We start from the raw sequence: 18544 nt of genomic DNA, 5'->3' as shown, positions 1-18544 counted from the left end.
GGAAATTTCCATTTACAAATGGTTAATGGCGCGACCGGAGACGGCTATTTTCCACGTTTTCGCAGGACGCTTGCAAGCGTTTTGAAGAGGATAAGAAGGTCGAAACAGATGTTTCGGTGTTTCTGATAGATCAGGTCGAGACGCGCTTTTCTCGGGATACATCGCCGCCTGTAGACACGGTCGGTTTCTTTCGCCGTCTGGCAGGAGGCGAGAAGGCGGGCCTCATGTTCGTGAAAATGCAATGAGGCGAGGCCTGTGACGCCGGGGCGGTTGCGCAGCACGCGGGCATAGGTGTGCGGAAAGTCCTCAACATAGAGGCGAAGGGGCGGGCGCGGGCCGACGAAGGACATGTCGCCTTTGAGAATGTTCCAAAGCTGCGGTAATTCATCCAGCCGCGTGCGACGCAACATGGCGCCAGTGGTCGTGATCCGGTTGCTTTTGTCGCCGCCGGAGACGCCCTGATCGTTTACGATTTCTGTCATGGTGCGGAACTTGATCAAACGAAAGGCCCGATCCGGCGTTTGCATGCGTTCTGAAAGATAGAATACAGGACGCCCGTCCCGCACCAGTATGATGAGTGCAAGTAAAGCCATGACAGGCAAGAGAAATACGCCGAGCACGATGGCAAACAGGATGTCAAAAAGCCGTTTTCCCAAAGTCATGTTTGCTCCAGACAGGCCGCCCACTCCGCAACGATACTTCGAGCGGTGCTTTCAAGATCAACTCCGGTGCACAGCGCGGCCAAAGCCGAGCAGTCGAGGGTGATGTTCTGATGGGCAAGATCGCTTTGAGGTCGCCCGCGCCAGGGTATTTGCGCGGCGTCGAGTAGGGCATTCATTTCGACGGGCTTTGTGGCCGCGAGGTTCAGGCGTGCGGGCAGGGGGCGCGGCGATAGGGATAAGGCTGTAAGCGTTTTCAACAACGTCTGCGGGCCGATATAGGACCGGCGTGGCCCCGCCGCATCGGGGAAGATGTCGAGATCAAGCGGTGGGTCATCTTCGGTGCGCGCGGAGGCATTGCCCAACAACATATCCGCACCGGCGACATTGCCGATGCGCAGGGCGCATATTTCGAGCCCTTCGGCACACGCACGCCGCGCAGTCAGGTCTTCCATCTCGGCTTTCGCCGCACCGTAGGCATTGATCGGCGCGAGATCATCTTCTTCGCGGAACGCGCGGCCTTTCCCCGCGCCATAGACCGCAGAGGAAGACGCAACGAGCATGCGGGGAACGCCTGCCAGCGCTGCGGCGGTGATGGCCTGATCCACCAAGGAGACATGCGCCTGCATGACCTCAGCGTCATCTTTGCGTGCCGGTTGTGAGGGGCCGGTAAAGACGAGAATTGCCGCGAATGGCGTTTTGTTTTGCGCAGCAATGAGGGGCCGCGGATCGGTAAAATCCGACCAGAGAAAGCCCTTTGTGCCATCGGGCAGATGGCCTCGAAACTGCCATATGATCTGCGCGTTGGCATCACCATCAATGCGCTCCGCCTTGCGCAACAAGCGGCCAATGCGGCCGGATGCACCGAGAAAGGCGATATGAGGGCGAGGCATGAGGGCGCTCCGTGTGATGGGAGGCCCTATGCTAAGGGAAATAGGTTAATAAAACCTGAATTCTGATCTTTCGCGGGTCAATTCGAGAGAATAAAGCCCGCGAAAGAGTTCAATAGTCAAACCGCATCGGCAGTTGGAAACGGAACACCGGATCCCTCAACTCCGCAGGGGCCGCCGGAAAACGGGCGCTGCGCACGGCTGCCACGGCGGCATTGTCCAGCGCGGAAATGCCTGAGCTTCTCGACACGCTGACACCCTGCAATGCGCCACTGTTGGCCACGGTGATCAGCAGGGTCACAGTGCCCTCACCCGCCCCGCGTGGGGCGCGTTTGCGACGCTCGATGCGGGAACGGATGACGGATTGCCATTTGCTCAATGCCGATTGGCGGGCGGCTTTGGTTAAACCTGCGGCTTGCGAAGCGCGGGCTTGACCCGCTTGTGCGCCACCACCGCTCCCTGCGGCACGGGTGGCCTGACTGCTGTGGTCGCTGCCTGCACGCGCTTGCTGTGTCTTGGGGGCTGGCTGGGCCTTGGGCTGTTCGACCTTTTTTGGAGGCGCGGGCGGTTTGGGAGGCGGCGGTGTTGTCGGAGGCTTTGGAGCCTCGAAAGTCTCCGCCTTTTCAGTCGGTTGCACGGGCAGGGGCAAAGGCTTCGCGGTTGGCGCAAGGTCGATTTCGGGCTGCACCAAAAGCGGTTCGGCCGGTGTGGTGGGGGTCGGTGGTTGGGGCGTGTCCAGCGCATCAAGCGGTTGCTCGACGGGGGTTTCCCACTTCTCAACCATAGCGGCTAATGCCAGATCGGAGGCCTGAAGCGTCAAATGTACATCCCCGCCCGCGCCCGATGACTCGGCCCCTTCGGACGTGTCCAGCATACTGATTGCAGCCGCTGCAAAATGGACAAAGACAGCCAGAGACAAAAAGAGGGCGGCTGTGAGGATGCGCTTCATGGGGCGCCCCCGTTTTGACTGGTGACCAGTTCGACCTGAGAAAAGCCCAACGCGGTCAGTTTTGGCAGGAGTGCCGCAACTTCGGAGGCGGGCACGTTCCGGTCCGCGTGGAGGGCGATAGAGGGGACTTCAAGCCCTTCGCAGCCGCCATCGGCACATGCCCTCACCCGCTCGACTTCCAGAGCACGTAGCGCCTCATCGGTGCCTTTGGCCTCCTGAAAGGCCAAAGTGCCATCGCTTCCGAGGAAAAGCTGAAAGGGGGCGGCCACTTCGGTCTCGATCCCTACGTCGGGCAATTCGACATCAATCGGTTCCGGCGGCGCGATCTGGGCCGTCATCAGGAAGAAGATCAGCAACAGAAAGACCACGTTGATCATGGGAACAACGCTCTCGGTGGGGGTCTTGCGGGGGGCGTCGGAGAAATCCATTTTGCTCACTCCACCAGAACGAGATTGCTGTAGCCCTCGGAGCCGAGCCATTCCATCGTCTCGATCACCTGCTGGAGCGGCACGTCTTCTTCGGCGCGCAGAATGATCATGTCTTCGGGCGTTTCGGTCAAATCGGGCAGGGCGGCGATGATCTCCGCCTCGGTGCGCGGGGACCCGTTGAGTTGCAAGCCATCCTCACCGATACGGATCAGCCGTGCAGGGCCGGTGTAAGTGCTCGACGCGCCTCCGCCCAAGGTCAGCGGGAGCTGCGCGGGGCTGCCGAATTGTGAGGCCAGCATGAAAAAGACCAAGAGCAGAAACACCACGTCGATCATCGGGGTGAGCGACATGCGGTGTTTGCGCCGGGGTGCGCCGAAATCCATCGGTTACTCCGCCGCTTGTGCGATGCTCAAGGCGGTGCGGTCTTTGTCACGGCTGCGCAGGAACACACGGGTGGCCATGTCTTCCAACTCGTGACGTAAACGGTCGGCCACGGCTTCGAACCCTGTAAAGGCAATAGAGGCGGGGATCGCCACGGCCATACCTGCGGCAGTGGTCAGAAGGGCTTCCCAAATCCCGCCGGCAAGCATGGCAGGGTCGGCTTTGGCACCGGCTTCCTGAAGGGTCTGGAAGGCGGTGATCATACCAAGCACGGTGCCCAAAAGACCCAAAAGCGGGGCAATCGTCGCGATCAGTTCAAGTGAGCGCAGCCCTTTGCGTGTGCGTTCCAGATCTTTCTTGGCGATGCGGGTGGTCTCGGCCTGTGCGGCTTCGTCGTCGAACATGGGATTCTCATGGGCGGCATAGGCCGAGCGCAAAAAGCGCGAGCGCAAACCACGCCGGTTTGCAAGCAATGCGCGGGCGCCTTTGGTGTCGCCTGTCGCCCAAAGTGCGAGGGATTTTTCTCCGTGAGAACCGCTGCGCCACGCGCCGAGATAGGCCAGATCCCAGATTTTCCAGAAAATGAGCGCCAGAGTGATCACGGATAGCGCCGCAATGGCCCAGATCGACGGCCCGCCTTTCAGCAGGAAGTCGAGAAGGGAGGTGAAAACATCCGCATAATTCATGAGCCAGGTCCCGTGTCTTTTGAATCAGCTGGCAGCCCTACTGCTGGCCTTTTGCACGGGATAGGTTATCCTAGTTTTTTAGTCAAGAACTGCGCGTCACTCGCGGCTCAGTGCCACAACCGGATCGAGACGTGCGGCATTGCGTGCAGGTAGGTAACCGAATGTGATCCCGATGAGGGTCGAAGACAGGAATGCCACGACAATCGCTGTTGTCGAAAAGCTCAACCGGACAGAGCTGGCAAACTCCTCGATGAGATAGCCGCCAGCCAGTGCGCCGAGGATGCCCAATACACCACCGACGAGACAGACCATCACCGCTTCGATGAGGAACTGGCTGACAATATCGGAGCGTCGCGCCCCGATGGCGATGCGCACCCCGATCTCTTTTGTGCGTTCGGTGACAGAGACCAGCATGATATTCATCACGCCAATGCCCCCCACGACAAGCGAAATCACCGCAATCATCGCCACCAGATAGGTGAGCGTCTCTGTGGTCGAGGTGATGGTTTCGCGGATCGTATCGGTATTGGACAGAAAGAAATCCGTGGTGCCGTGGCGTGAGGTCAGCAGTGCGGAAATTTCGGTCTCGGCCTGTGTCATATCGTAATCATCCGTCACACGCACCCCGATGCTGTCGAGATTGTCCTGACCGGAAATCCGCGCCATGGAGGTCGTGTAGGGCACCCAGACGTTGAGCGAGGACGGTCCGAAACTGGCCCCTGTGGATCGCACGACGCCAATGACGCGCACGGGCACATGGCCTATGAGAATGACCTCTCCCAAAGGATCAACCCCGTCATCGAAGAACGTCTCCTGTGTATCTTCGTCAATGACGGCGACCTGTGCGTAGCTGTCCACATCGTCTTCGGTGAAGGCTGCGCCCGTGACAGTTTCATAGGCGTGCACCTGAAAATAGTCGCCGGTCACACCGTTGATCGAGGCGGTGGCCTCCGTGTTGCGGTAGCGCACCGTGGAGGACGAGGAGACGGCAGGCGATACGCTATCGGCCAGATCCAGAAGCGCGAGCGCATCGGCATCCGAGGGCACGAGCGTTTCGATCCGGTTCTGGTCGCGTGCGCCAAAGCCGGAACCTGCCCGCACGGTGATGGTGTTGGTGCCCAGCGAACTGATGTTCTCCAGCACCTTCTCCTGAGACCCGTTGCCGAGCGCAACCACAAGAACCACAGAGGCAATCCCGATGATGATCCCCAGCATGGTCAGGAAAGACCGTGTGCGATGGGCCAGCATGGCCTTGAGCGAGATGTTGAACGCTTCCATGAGGCGGCGCATTCCGGCCCCTATGCCCGCAGGTTTCGCGGTTGGGCGTGTCCACTGGGCCTTGGCGGGCTGGCTTGTTTCTTTGCGGGTATCCGACACGATTCGACCGTCGCTGATTTCGACAATACGGTGCGCGTGTTCGGCCACGTTCGGGTCATGGGTCACCATGACAATCGTGTGCCCCTTGGCATTGAGGTCCAGCAGAAGCTGGATCAGATCATCGCCGCTTTTGGTGTCGAGCGCACCGGTGGGCTCATCCGCGAGGATCACTTCGCCGCCATTCATCAGGGCGCGGGCAACGGAGACCCGCTGCTGCTGCCCGCCCGACAATTCGGAAGGCCGGTGGTCAAGACGTGTGTCCAGCCCGAGTTGCTCCAAAAGCGCGCGGGCATGTTCGCGGCGCGCGCTGCGACCGGCTCCGGCGTAGATGGCGGGCACTTCGACATTCCCCACCGCATCCAGATCGGGCAAAAGCTGATAGCGTTGGAAGATAAAGCCGAAATGTTCGCGCCGAAGCTGCGCCAGTTCATCGGGTTCCAGATCGCGCACGTCCTTGCCGTCGAAACGGTAGGTTCCTTCGCTGGCGCGGTCCAGACAGCCGAGAATATTCATCAGTGTGGATTTGCCGGACCCCGAAGTGCCAATGATCGCCACCATTTCACCGGGATAGATGTCGATGTCGACATCGCGCAGAACGGTGATGGTTTCATCCCCCGCCTGAAACGAACGGCTGATGCCGCGTGCGGAAATAAGTGGTTCGGTCATTTTAGAACATCCCCGGAGGAGGGCCCATCCGGCCACCGCTGGAGGAGGTTGGCGCGGACATGACCGCCCCGCCTGTGACCACAACATCGCCTTCTTCCAGACCGGACTTGATCTCGGCTGTCACCTTGTTGTTCAGGCCGACTTCCACCGGCTGCGGACGGACCTCACCGGTCTCGGCGTCGTAAATCTCGACGATATAGCGACCGTCGGGCGTGCTGTTGAGTGCCGAAGAGGGAACCGTCAACACATCCACCGCTTCATCCAGAACGATGGAGACCTCTGTGGTCATGCCGATGCGCAGCTTGTGGTCCGGATTGTCCACTTCGAGCCGGCCATTGTAATAGATGGCCTCATCGGTATCGATGGTGTCGCTGTCTTCGATTTCGGAGGGAGCGGGCTCTACATCACGCACGATGGCCTCGAACGGAGCGTCCGGTTCGCCCAGAATGGTAAAACTCACCTTTTGCCCTGCGGCGACATGCACCACATCGGCTTCGGAAATTTCGGCTTTCACGATCATCTTGTCGAGATTGGCCAGTTTGACAATGGTCGGCGTATCGGTGCTCGCGTTCACCGTCTGGCCCTCGTCCACGACCACGGCCACAACCGTGCCCGCCATAGGGGCTGTGATCTGTGTCCGGTTCAAGGCGATCTGCGCGGTGGAGACCGTTACATCGGCACTGGCTTTCTGGGCATTCAGCGCGTCGAGTTCGGCCTGATAGACTTCAAGTGCGGCTTCGGCGGCTTCGACGTCTTCCTGAGAGGCGTAATTCTGGGCGTGCAGGCTGTTTTCCCGCGCCAGCGTCAGTTCCGCCTGTTTGATATTGGCCCTTTTCGCTGCGATCTGTGCCTCGATATTGGCGAGATCGGCTTTGGCCTGCAAAAGATCGTTTTGTTGGTCTTCGTCGTCAATCTGCGCAATCAGGTCACCCGTCGCCACTTCGTCCCCCAACGAGACGACAAGCGCCTCGATCTGGCCGGAGGTGCGCGCGCCGACGCTGACCAGTTGACTGGCTTCGATCACACCCGAGGCCAGCACGGTTTCCTGCACCGTGCCGCGCGTGACCGTTGCGGTCTGGGGCACGACAACATCCCCCTCCCCACGATACTGCGTCCAGCCGAAATATCCGGCCAGAAGAACAAGAGCGACAATGACCAGACGAAACAGCGTTTTCATGCGAGACCTTTCAGGGGCCCACAAGGGCCATCAAGTCGGAGTTTATACCTGTGATACGACCGCAGGTCGGGTTTCCGTCGCGAAGCGGGGCCGGAAGGACAGGGGGGGGGCCGCAGACGGTGCTTGTCTCCGGCTAGCAGTCGGGCGCGTGCCCCGCTTTGGCATAGGTCAAGGTGAAGGTATTTTGTCCGGCATGGACTCGTTGGTCAGGACGGGGGGCCGTCATAGGGGATAACGTCCACGGCCTGCTGGGTCCGGTGCCCGCCTGCCGAACGGACCGCGCCTTTCACGGGTGCCACATCGCCATAATCGCGGCCATAGCCGATGGTGATGTAATCCGTTCCGGCAAACTGGTCATTCGTCGGGTCGAATTCGATCCAGCCATGTTCCTTACCGACCCATGCCCGCACCCAGGCATGCATCGCATCCGCACCCTCCAGGCGCGGCTGGCCCGGTGGCGGAAAGGTGCGCAGGAAGCCCGACACATAGCCCGCCGGAATCCCGACCCCGCGCAGCGCGGCGATCATCACATGGGCAAAGTCCTGACATACACCGTGGCGGTTCTCGAAAGCGTCTTCGGGCGAGGTGTCGACATCGGTCGCTTCGGGATCGAACCGCATGTCGCGGTGTAACGCCTGTCCCACCGCTTCGACCGCTTTCAGGGCCGTCATGTCGGGTGTCAGACACTCCCGACCATAGGCCGTGATCTGCGGCAAAATAGGTACGCGCGGAGAGCTGGCGAGGAAATGATGCGGAGCGGCGGGGGCAAGGGATTTCTGCGCGATCACTTCTCGGTAGAGGTCTTTGAGAGGAGCCGACAGGTCCAACAGGGGCGCCGGTTCGAACCGCTCGATCTGTGCTGTCAACTGCAGGCTCAGCGCGTCAATCGGGTGATGCCATGCGACCATGCTGACTTCGTTGCCGAAAAAATCCGTCCCGTCACGGCGTTCGTCCGGCAGGGGGCTGACGGTCAAAAGCCTCTGACGCACTTTCTGCACGCCGGTCATGTCCGAAGGCAGCAGACGCAGAATGTTCCGCGTCCGGTCGGAGGCGGCGTCATAGCTGTAATCAATGGTCAGGCTCAGGTCATACAGCATGGCTCACCTCAGATATATCGAAGAGAGCAGATCGGACACATCCGCCAGTTCGGCGCGTATACCCTGCAAATCGTCGGAGGTGATTTCGCCCGGATGCGCACAGGCCAGACGGGCTTCCAATGGCAGGATCGTTCGCAAAAGTTCGGACGGACGGCCATTCAGGCTGGCGCGGGGCAGGGCCTGCGCATGGATGCGCATGGCGCGGATCAGGAACAGGATGGCCCGCGGGTTGTCTGCATCAAGCGCCATGAGGTCGATCACCGCGTTGCGGCTGGTTTCGACCCGATAACGCCTTTGGTGGGTGATCACAGAGTCGCCGACTTCCACCGCCAGATCGAGCGAGCCTTCCGGTGCCTGCGCGTCTGCGAATTGCGCAAGAAGGGCGGCCATCGCGTCGGCGCGTTCCAACGCGCGGCCAAAGCTCAAGAACCGCCAGCCCGCAGAGCGATACATATTCTCATGCACAAGCCCCGTGATCCCCGCGATCTTGCGGATCAGAACCGACATGGCCCGCGCACAATCATCGCCGGGTTGAACGGTTGCGGTCATGCGCGACGCGGTCTTCAAAAGGTCGTTGAGCGCGGCCAGCCCGTCGGAGGAGAACCGGTCCCGCACCTTGGTCGCACAGGCACGCGCGGAAATCACGCGGGCAATCAGCGCCTCGGGCAGGGTCTGGTCCAGATCGACCCCGTATCCCGCGAGATAGAGATGCAGCGATTTGAGCCGTGGATCGTTGCGGTTGTCTGTTGCCGCCAAGCGCAGATGGTAGGCCCGCACCAGACGCGCGGCATCCTCGAACCGTTCCAGATAACGGCCCAGCCAGAAAAGATTGTCCGCAGCTCGTGCTGGCAACCACCCCGGACTGGAGCGTAGAAAATCCCCTTCATCCGGCAGTTGCTGTCCGGTTTTGGGGAGGGGCCGGTCCGAGACGACCCAGACATCGGCCACCGATCCGCCGCGCTGCATCGCCAGTGCGGTTGCATCGCCGGAGCGTCCGATGCGGGCATAGCCGCCCTTCATGAACTGCCAGCCGCTTGCCGTGCGGGCGGCAAACACCCGAACCGTCATCGGGCGCGGCACCACCGCACCGCCTTCGGCGCTCTCGTCCCAGCTTGGCGTGGTGGACAGGGTCACGGCCTCTTGCCCGACGAGATTGTCCCCTTCGCTGTCGAGCCATTCGGCAATCGACCCTTTGGGCGCGCCGCGAAACTCTCCGCCAAGCGCGGTGGTCGCATCCAGATCGAAAGGCAGGTCCACCGCATCGGCAGGGCTGATCAGCATGTTCTGGGCATTGTCGCGCACATAGGCACGTTCGGCGCGCCCTCCGCACCACCATGTCGCGATATTGGGCAAATCAAGCGGTGCACCAGTCAGCACCTTGCTGATCCGTGGCAGAAACGCCATCATCGCCCGCATTTCCAGCACACCGGAGCCCAAGGCATTGGCCATCGCCAGATGCCCCGTGCGCACGGCCTCCATCAGACCGGGGGTGCCGATCTGTGAGCGGGCATCAAATTCCAGCGGATCGGCAAAGCTCGCGTCAATCCGACGCCACAACAGGCCGAGCGGTTGTAGCCCTTCAATGGTGCGCACCATCGCCTCGCCGTTCTCGACGACAATATCCTCGCCTTCGAGCAACATCATCCCGAGGTAACGTGCGATATAGGTGTGTTCGTAATAGGTGTCGTTCGACGGGCCGGGCGTCATGATCCCCGTCACGCGGGGACGTTTGGAGGAGGCAGAGGCCAGATCCTCCATCGCGTCACGAAAGGCCCCGAAGAAACCGGCGAGCTTGTGGATATGCGCGCGCGGGAAACGCTCCGGAAAAATCCGCCCCGTTGCCATGCGGTTTTCAAGCGCAAATCCCGCGCCGGAGGGGGCTTGTGTCCGGTCGCCCAGAACAAACCACGAGCCATCGGGAGAGCGCCCGATTTCAAAGGCCAGAAAATGCAGATAATGGCCGCCAACGGGCTTGACCCCCACCATCGGACGCAGCCATTGCGGCGAACGTGCGATGAGATCGGCGGGCAGATGTCCTTCGGTCACCAGACGCGCCGGACCGTAGAGATCGGCCATGACCTGTTCCAGAAGATCGGCACGTTGTGCCAGCCCTGCGCAGATGTGATCCCATTCCTGCTCGTGCAGGATCACGGGAATATGGCTCAAGGGCCACGCGCGTTCGGTGAGCGGATCGTTGGAATACTGCCGGTAGAACACCCCCGCATCGCGGAGGTATTGGTCACCGCGCTCGAAACGGGTGTGGATTTCTTCCGGCGTGAGCCGCGTGAAACGGTCCACAAAACGCCGCCAGACAGGCCGCATCCGGCCCGTGGCGTCGAAAAGCTCGTCGGCCACATCCGGAGTTTGCCTGTATGCGGCAAAGAGATCGGGTGTGGCGGAGCCCGTGGGAAGGCGCTGCGACATTGTTTGTGTCGTCTCTCATGGCTGACGTTCAGACAAGTCCAATGGGCCGTCTGAGGTCAAGGGTCAAGGGGAACTCCGGATGCGGCACTTCGGTGGCCGGTGTGTAATTGCCGGGCGAATGCCCGTTGGGTTCAAACCGCGCCAGACGCCGTGCTTCGGCTTCGTTGCCGTTCACGGGGAAGGTGTCATAGCTGCGTCCGCCCGGATGCGCGACGTGATAGGTGCATCCCGCAATGGGCCGACCCGTCCAGTCGTCGTAAATGTCGAAATGCAGCGGGGCGTTGACCGGCAGGACCGGATGCAGCGCCTCGGACGGTTGCCATGCCTTGAATCGCACACCTGCGACGGACGCGCCTGACGTTTGGGTTTTCGCCAGAGGCAACGGTCGGCGGTTGCACATGACGCGGTAGCGGTCCTGATGCAGCGTGGTCAACTTCACCTGAAGCCGTTCAACCGAACTGTCCGTGTAGCGCACCGTGCCGCCGATTGCGCCGGTCTCGCCAAGCACATGCCACGGCTCCAGTGCCTGACGGATTTCGAGATGCACGCCTTCGGCCTCGATCTGGCCGCAGAAGGGGAACCGGAATTCGGCCTGTGCCTTGAACCATTCGGGGTCCATCTCGAAACCGTGGTGTTTCAGGTCGGCGAGAAGCGACAGGAGGTCTTCCCAGAGATAATGCGGCAACATGAACCGGTCGTGCAGGACAGTGCCCCAGCGCACGGGTTTGCCCTCCACCGGCGCATTCCAGCAGCGTGCAATGATGGCGCGCAAAAGAAGCTGTTGGGCAAGGCTCATGCGCGGATCGGGCGGCATCTCGAAACCGCGGAATTCCACCAGCCCCAAACGTCCGGTCGGCCCGTCGGGGGAGTAGAGCTTGTCGATGCAAATCTCTGCCCTGTGCGTGTTGCCGGTCACATCGGTGAGCATGTTTCGCAGCAAGCGATCCACCAGCCACGGCGGCGGCACGGAGCCTTCCGCTGGTGGTTTGATCTGGCTGAGAGCGATTTCCAGTTCGTAAAGCGTGTCATGGCGCGCCTCGTCAATGCGCGGGGCTTGCGAGGTCGGGCCGATGAACAGGCCGGAGAAGAGATAGGACAGGGACGGGTGCCGCTGCCATATGAGGATCAGAGATTTGAGCAAATCGGGCCGCCGCAGGAACGGACTGTCCGAAGGTGTCGCGCCGCCGACGACCACATGGTTGCCGCCCCCCGTGCCGGTATGACGCCCGTCGATCATGAATTTGTCGGCGCCAAGACGCGACAGACGCGCCTCTTCGTAGACCGCTTCGGTGGTGGCGACACATTCGTCCCAGCTATGGGCGGGATGAATATTGACCTCGATCACCCCCGGATCAGGAGCCACGCGGATCACGTTGAGACGCGGGTCTTCGGGCGGGGAATACCCCTCCACATGAATCGGCAGCCCCAACTCGGCGGCGGTTTCTTCGGCAGTTGTCAGGAGTTCGAGATAATCTTCCAGCGCCTCGCAAGGCGGCATGAACAGGCACAAACGCCCGTCGCGCGGTTCAATCGCTATGGCGGTGCGGACCTCGCTTTTGGATGGATCAACCCCCTGTCCGATGAGGGCCTGACGTTCGGTTTCGTCACGCTGGCTCTCGGAGACGATCTGCGTATGGTCTTGAGAGGTTTCCGGCAGAAGATCGGCCTTTTCCTGGGCCTCTTTTACGGCTTCCTCGGCGGCCAGACGTGCGATTTCGGCCTCGATCTTTTTGCGGCGTTCCGAGACTTCGGCATGGAAGTCCGGCAAGGCCCCGTGATCGACCATCGGATCGGATGGGTAGGAATAGGGGAATGACTCCGGCGGAATGTGCGGCAGCGCGCCAAGCGGGAGGCGGAAGCCGACAGGGCTGTCGCCGGGCACGAGGAACAGATGCCCGCGACGGGTTTTCCAGACTTCGGAGAGCCAGTGCGATCCGGCTTTCGACTGCCATCGCTGGATCGGCAGCACATAGCCCGAGGGCTCGGTCAGGCCGCGCTCGAACACGCGGGCATAGCGTGCGCGGTCCTCGGGGTTCTTGAGCTTGCTGTTGTCAGGACTGACATTGGGCGGCAGGAGGGATTCCTTCAAAATCCACTCGCCGGGATCTTCATAGGCGGGCTGGGCGCAGACCGGATCGACGCCAAGGTTCTTGGCAAACAGTGTCATGAACTCGCCCGCATCCTTGGCGCCAGCGGGGGTGATCTGCTTTTCCTTGGCGATGAGATCGGGGTTTTTCCAGACGGGTTTGCCGTCACGACGCCAGTACAGCGAAAATGTCCAGCGCGGCAGGCTCTCGCCCGGATACCATTTGCCCTGCCCGTAATGCAGGAAGCCACCGGGAGCAAAACGGTCCCGTAGGCGGCGGATCAGCTCGTCGGCCAGCCCGCGCTTTTGCGGCCCCACTGCGGCGGTGTTCCATTCGTCGCTTTCGAAATCGTCAATGGAGACAAAGGTCGGCTCCCCACCCATGGTCAGCCGCACATCGCCCTCTTCGAGCGATTTGTCGACTTTCTGGCCAAGAGCGTTGAGGCGCTCCCACGCCTCTTGCGAAAAAGGTTTGGTGATGCGCGGATGTTCGGCCACGCGTTTGACCTCCATCTGGAAGTCGAAGGAGACCTCCGGCGTGCCGACAGAGGAATAGCCACCGGAAATCGGCGCGGCGTTGCGGTAATGCGGGGTTGCGGCCAGCGGGATATGGCTTTCGCCGGTCAAAAGCCCCGAGGTCGGATCAAGCCCGATCCAGCCCGCGCCGGGCAGGTAGACCTCGCACCACGCATGCAGATCGGTGAAGTCCTGTTCCGTGCCTGACGGCCCGTCGAGTGCTTCGATATCGGGTTTGAGCTGGATCAGGTAGCCGGAGACAAAACGGGCCGCAAATCCCAGATGGCGCAGAACCTGCACCAGCAACCATGAACTGTCACGACAGGAGCCGGATTTTTTCTCAAGCGTTTCGTCCGGCGTCTGCACACCGGGTTCCATGCGGATGGTGTAATTCACATAATCGGCAATCCGCGCATTGAGACCAACAAGGAAATCGACCGTGCGGGTCTCTGTATAGTCAATCGAACCGACGAATTGCGCCAGAAGCGGGCCTTCGGGTTCGGGAGTGCGATAGATCACCAGATCGTCTTTCAGATCATCGGGATATTCGAAGGGCCAATGTTCCGCGCTTTCCTCGACGAAGAAATCGAATGGGTTGTAGACCGTCATATCGGCCACCAGATCGACCTCGATCTTGAATTCGCGCACCGGCTCCGGAAAGACGAAGCGGGATTGCCAGTTGCCATAGGGGTCTTGCTGGTGGTTCACGAAATGCCCCGTCGGGGTCACTTTGAGCGAATGGGAAATCACGCGGGTGCGTGAATGGGGCGCCGGACGCAGGCGGATGATTTGCGGCCCGAGTTCGATATTGCGATCGTATGTGTAATGAGTGACGTGGTGAATGGATGCGTAAATCGCCATGTGTCAGACTGCGCCCTTTTCTCTGATCCTGCCCGAACAGGCTATAAGGCCGCTGGTAAAGCTACACGGCCAAAAGCCCGCATTGTCGGAAATGCGTCCTATATTCAGGCGGAACGCCTTCTTTTTAATCAATGTGCACGGTATATCTGCCTGCGCCACGCGAGATGTTGGTCGTCTCGGGCGTGGCGCAGACGGGAAGGATGTGTGAGGATTGCCGCGTCAGGGACACCTCGGAACGCCCAGCCGGATCAATTCGCGCCCTTTGATTTTCATCGGGTTGTGAATGCGGAAACGCGCGGTTTGCATATACCATGAGCGCAGAAAAGACGGGTAGTGCGCCGCGATCACGCGTGACCACCGGTCAAACTCCAGAGATGTCAGTTTCGAGAAAAACCGGTATGGCCCGTGAAAGGCAAAAGACGTCTCCGGCAGGACGCACACGGTGTTGGCCCCCAGAAACATTGTGCAGCTCGACATACAGACCCGCCCGCGGATTTCCACGGCCTGTCCGAGGCGGTTGATTTGCCGGATCTCTTCCGTGCGCTTGCGGACGCTGCCGCCATAGTCGTTTGGAATGACGATGATGGCACCGAGCTTTTGTGATCCGGGTTTTGCAGCATGGGCTGCGGACTGCATGGAAACGGCAAGGGCCGCAGCCAGACAGAGTGAGAGAACCGGACGGCGCAAGGCATAGGCCGCCGGTGCGCATGCCGGACGCATGCGCAGAAGATTGAATTTTGTCATGATATCACCCCACGTGATTTCAGAGGCTTTCTAGCCTCGGCACGCCGACCCCAATCGGCTCACACGGGAGTAGAGCAGAGAAAGCCTAAGAAACTCTTACGCCTGCGTCCGGCCCCATCTGGACATCAGCATCGCATGTGGCGACTTTGTCATCTTGCCCGTGTCCGTTCATGGGGTTACCTCTGTGACAAAGGAGATTTCCCATGCCAGCGCCCAACGAAGCCCTTCTCGTCATAGACATTCAAAACGATTTTTGCCCCGGCGGGGCTTTGGCGGTGACGGGGGGTGACGAGATTGTGCCGGGGGTAAATCAGCTCATGGACGATTTCGCCACAGTGATCCTGACGCAGGACTGGCACCCCGCAGGGCACAGTTCATTTGCCAGCAGCCACAAGGCGGAGCCGTTTACCACCACGCAGATGCCCTATGGCACACAGGTGCTTTGGCCCGATCATTGTATTCAGGGCACCGAGGGTGCTGCTTTTCATAAGGATCTGCGCGTCGATGGGGATCTGATCATCCGTAAGGGCTTCAATCCCGAGATCGACAGCTATTCCGCCTTTTTCGAGAATGACCACACAACGCCCACGGGGCTTGAAGGGTATCTGCGCACACGGGGGGTCGACAGGTTGACCATGGTCGGTCTGGCGACAGACTTCTGCGTGAATTTCTCTGCCGTAGATGCCGCAAAGCTCGGCTTTGCTGTCACGGTGCGCACCGATCTGTGTCGGGCGATTGATATGGATGGCTCGCTTGCCGCCGCGATGGACGGCATGAAGCAGGCCGGAGTTGAGGTTCTATAAGGCTATGACACCTAAAATTATTACAACACTGAAAACCTATACGCGGGACGAATTCAGCGCCGACCTTTTCGCGGGTGTGACCGTCGCGCTTGTCGCCTTGCCCCTGTCCATCGCCATCGCCATCGCATCCGGTGCGGTCCCCGCCGTGGGCTTCGTGACCGCGATTGTCGCAGGCTTCCTGATTTCCGCTCTGGGCGGGAGCCGTGTCCAGATCGGCGGGCCGACCGGTGCGTTCATTGTCGTTGTCGCGGGCGTTATCACAACTCACGGCTATGGCGGGCTGGTCACGGCGACCTTTCTGGCGGGGATTGTCCTGATCATCGCGGGACTGTTGCGCGCAGGGCAATTGGTGCGCCATGTGCCCGAAGCGGTGATCAACGGCTTCACAATCGGGATTGGGGTTATCATCGGGACCAGCCAGCTTCCCGATTTTTTCGGATTTACCGGCGCTTTCCCCGCTGATTTTCTTGAGAAAATTCCGGCCTTGTTTGCCGCCTTGCCACAACTCAACCCCGCCTCTCTCATGACGGGTGTTGTGACCGTGGTGCTGATCATCCTGCTGCGGCGCGCCTTTCCGCGTCTGCCGGGGCTGATCGTGGCTGTGGCTTTGACCTCGGCGATTGTTGCGTTTTTTGATCTGCCGGTGGAAACCATCCGCTCGCGCTTTGGCGAGTTGCCGCGCAGCTTGCCTGCGCCGCATTTGCCGGAAATGAGCTTTGCAACCTTGCGGGAGCTTTTGCCCTCCGCCTTGGTGATTGCGTTTCTGGCGGGTGTGGAATCCTTGTTGTCCGCGATGGTGGCGGACCGGATGATCGGCGGCAAACACCGCTCCAACGCCGAGCTTATGGCGCAAGGCTGGGCCAATATCGGATCGTCCCTCTTTGGCGGCCTGCCGGCCACCGGCGCGATTGCGCGGACAGCCACCAACGTGCGCGCGGGCGGGAAAACGCCTGTGGCGGGGATTGTCCACGCGCTGACACTTCTGGCGATCATGATGCTGGCGGCCCCTCTGGCGGGCTATCTGGCGCTTCCGGCGCTGTCGGGGCTGTTGCTTCTTACCGCATGGAACATGTCGGAGCCGCATCGCTGGGGCGAATATGCACGCGGTCGGCGCTCTGATCTTGTGCTTTTGCTGGTCACTCTGATCCTGACGGTTGTCACCGACCTGACGGTTGCCATCGGGACGGGCATCGCGCTTGGCCTCGCCATGCGCCTGTCGCGGCGCGGTGTCGATGATCCGGAGTGGACGCCACGCGACAAATAGGCGGGCAGTCTGCCGCCACAAAGCCCGTTTCGCGGCCTTTTCCTTGCCAAACCGGCGTGTGTCCTGCTTTAACAGCGCCGATACAGGAGAAGGGGCCGCCAAATGGTCGATATCGCAACTCGCGTCTATAATCACAAATGGAAGATCGATCCGATCGTCCGGTCCCTCATTGATACGGACTTTTACAAGCTGCTGATGTGTCAGTCGGTGTTCCGCAACAAGCGCGACACCCATGTCACCTTTTCGCTGATCAACCGTTCGAAAGACATCCGCCTTGCCGATATGATCGACGAGGGCGAATTGCGCGAACAATTGGACCATGTCCGCTCGCTTTCGCTCACGCGCGGGGAAAGCACATGGATGCGCGGCAATATGTTCTACGGCAAGCGCCAGATGTTCCGCTCCGATTTCATGGAATGGTTCGAGAACCTGCGCCTGCCGGCCTACCAGCTTGAAAAACGCGACGGGCAATACGAGTTGACCTTCGAAGGGTCGTGGCCCGAGGTTATGCTCTGGGAAATTCCCGCCTTGGCGATCCTTATGGAATTGCGCTCGCGAGCTGTGCTTGGCCCGATGAAGAAGTTCGAGCTTCAGGTGCTCTATGCGCGCGGCATGACCAAGCTCTGGGAAAAGATCAAACAGTTGCAGCCGCTTGAAGGGTTGAAAATCGCGGATTTCGGCACGCGGCGGCGGCATTCCTACCTTTGGCAGGACTGGTGCGTGCAGGCGATGATCGAAGGTTTGGGCAGCAAGTTTACCGGCACCTCGAACTGTCTCATCGCGATGAAGCGCGATCTGGAAGCTGTCGGCACCAATGCCCATGAATTGCCGATGATCTATTCCGCCTTGGCGGAGAGTGATGCCGCCCTAGCGCAAGCGCCCTATGACGTGTTGCGCGACTGGCAGGAGGAGCACGAAGGCAATCTGCGCATCATCCTGCCGGACACTTACGGCACCAAGGGCTTTCTCGAACATGCCCCCGACTGGCTCGCCGGTTGGACCGGTATCCGTATTGATTCCGGCGATCCGGCAACCGGCGCGGAAAAGGCGATCAAGTGGTGGGAAGAGCGCGGCGAAGACCCGACAAAAAAGCTCATCATCTTCTCCGACGGGCTGGATACGAGCAAGATCATCGAGCTGCATAAGAAATTCAAAGGCCGCGTCCGCACCTCTTTCGGCTGGGGCACTTTGCTCACCAATGATTTCCGCGGGCTGACACCGGACGATGCGCTCGCACCGTTCTCGCTGGTGTGTAAGGCCGTGGAAGCCAACGGCAAACCGACCGTGAAACTATCCGACAACCCGAAAAAGGCGATGGGTCCGGCAGACGAGATCGAGCGTTACAAGCGGGTGTTCGGGGTTGGCGAGCAAGAGGCGATTGACGTGGTGGTCTAAGACCTGTCGTGACCCGCCAACGCCGCATTGATGGAAGGGCGCTGTCGCACGCGCCGCGGGGCAGCCTTGAGCGCCAGCCCGATGTTGCGGCATCGTGCTCTCTTCCGACCCCTGCGCGTTTGACGTAAACTGATCACGGGT

The 18544-nt window shown here is 60.5% G+C and carries 15 protein-coding genes; 3 read left to right on the top strand and 12 right to left on the bottom strand.

Translation table 11 applies throughout. The features are described 5' to 3' along the window. Nucleotides 1-44: 44 nt before the first annotated feature. The 12 genes from KO492_RS10185 to KO492_RS10130 all read right to left on the bottom strand — a co-directional run bounded on the left by KO492_RS10185 (nt 45) and on the right by KO492_RS10130 (nt 14941). Complete coding sequence (locus KO492_RS10185) at nt 45-662, bottom strand: sugar transferase (RefSeq protein WP_216044852.1); 618 nt, start codon at nt 660-662, stop codon at nt 45-47. Continuing rightward, on the bottom strand, nt 659-1552 hold the full coding sequence (locus tag KO492_RS10180; protein ID WP_216044851.1) for an NAD-dependent epimerase/dehydratase family protein: 894 nt from the start codon (nt 1550-1552) through the stop codon (nt 659-661). The genes KO492_RS10185 and KO492_RS10180 overlap by 4 nt, the downstream gene beginning before the upstream one ends. A 109-nt stretch (nt 1553-1661) precedes the next feature. After that, complete coding sequence (locus KO492_RS10175) at nt 1662-2498, bottom strand: energy transducer TonB family protein (RefSeq protein WP_216044850.1); 837 nt, start codon at nt 2496-2498, stop codon at nt 1662-1664. Further along, nucleotides 2495-2926, bottom strand: coding sequence for an ExbD/TolR family protein (locus tag KO492_RS10170; protein ID WP_216044849.1), 432 nt, complete (start codon nt 2924-2926; stop codon nt 2495-2497). The genes KO492_RS10175 and KO492_RS10170 overlap by 4 nt, the downstream gene beginning before the upstream one ends. Before the next feature lie 5 nt (nt 2927-2931). Next, a complete protein-coding gene (locus KO492_RS10165; protein WP_216044848.1) occupies nt 2932-3309 on the bottom strand; it encodes an ExbD/TolR family protein in 378 nt (125 codons plus the stop codon). A 3-nt stretch (nt 3310-3312) separates the two neighbouring features. Further along, nucleotides 3313-3993 carry a MotA/TolQ/ExbB proton channel family protein gene (locus tag KO492_RS10160; protein ID WP_216044847.1) on the bottom strand — a complete coding sequence of 227 codons (681 nt, stop codon included), beginning with the start codon at nt 3991-3993 and terminating at the stop codon, nt 3313-3315. Nucleotides 3994-4089: 96 nt separating this feature from the next. After that, on the bottom strand, nt 4090-6036 hold the full coding sequence (locus KO492_RS10155; RefSeq protein WP_216044846.1) for a MacB family efflux pump subunit: 1947 nt from the start codon (nt 6034-6036) through the stop codon (nt 4090-4092). Between the two features lies 1 nt (nt 6037). Further along, nucleotides 6038-7213, bottom strand: coding sequence for an efflux RND transporter periplasmic adaptor subunit (locus tag KO492_RS10150; RefSeq protein WP_216044845.1), 1176 nt, complete (start codon nt 7211-7213; stop codon nt 6038-6040). Between the two features lie 206 nt (nt 7214-7419). Next, on the bottom strand, nt 7420-8310 hold the full coding sequence (locus KO492_RS10145) for a transglutaminase family protein (RefSeq protein WP_216044844.1): 891 nt from the start codon (nt 8308-8310) through the stop codon (nt 7420-7422). Between the two features lie 3 nt (nt 8311-8313). Then, nucleotides 8314-10734 carry a circularly permuted type 2 ATP-grasp protein gene (locus KO492_RS10140; RefSeq protein WP_216044843.1) on the bottom strand — a complete coding sequence of 807 codons (2421 nt, stop codon included), beginning with the start codon at nt 10732-10734 and terminating at the stop codon, nt 8314-8316. A gap of 28 nt (nt 10735-10762) precedes the next feature. Next, nucleotides 10763-14197, bottom strand: coding sequence for a DUF2126 domain-containing protein (locus KO492_RS10135; protein WP_216044842.1), 3435 nt, complete (start codon nt 14195-14197; stop codon nt 10763-10765). A gap of 219 nt (nt 14198-14416) precedes the next feature. Continuing rightward, nucleotides 14417-14941: a hypothetical protein gene (locus KO492_RS10130; RefSeq protein ID WP_216044841.1), complete on the bottom strand. Its 525-nt coding sequence runs from the start codon at nt 14939-14941 to the stop codon at nt 14417-14419. A 203-nt stretch (nt 14942-15144) separates the two neighbouring features. Between KO492_RS10130 and pncA the strand changes: the two genes are divergently transcribed. From pncA to pncB, 3 genes are all read left to right on the top strand, one after another. Continuing rightward, entirely contained in the window at nt 15145-15744 is a 600-nt protein-coding gene (gene pncA / locus KO492_RS10125) for a bifunctional nicotinamidase/pyrazinamidase (protein WP_216044840.1), read from the top strand. A gap of 4 nt (nt 15745-15748) precedes the next feature. Further along, nucleotides 15749-17008: a SulP family inorganic anion transporter gene (locus KO492_RS10120; protein WP_216044839.1), complete on the top strand. Its 1260-nt coding sequence runs from the start codon at nt 15749-15751 to the stop codon at nt 17006-17008. Nucleotides 17009-17110: 102 nt separating this feature from the next. Further along, complete coding sequence (pncB, locus tag KO492_RS10115; protein ID WP_216044838.1) at nt 17111-18403, top strand: nicotinate phosphoribosyltransferase; 1293 nt, start codon at nt 17111-17113, stop codon at nt 18401-18403. Nucleotides 18404-18544: the final 141 nt, after the last annotated feature.

It is taken from the genome of Celeribacter halophilus (genome assembly GCF_018860305.1).
GTDB lineage: Bacteria > Pseudomonadota > Alphaproteobacteria > Rhodobacterales > Rhodobacteraceae > Celeribacter > Celeribacter halophilus_A.
The sequence above is the reverse complement of the archived record's forward strand: the minus strand, read 5'-3'. Positions and strand labels throughout refer to the sequence as shown.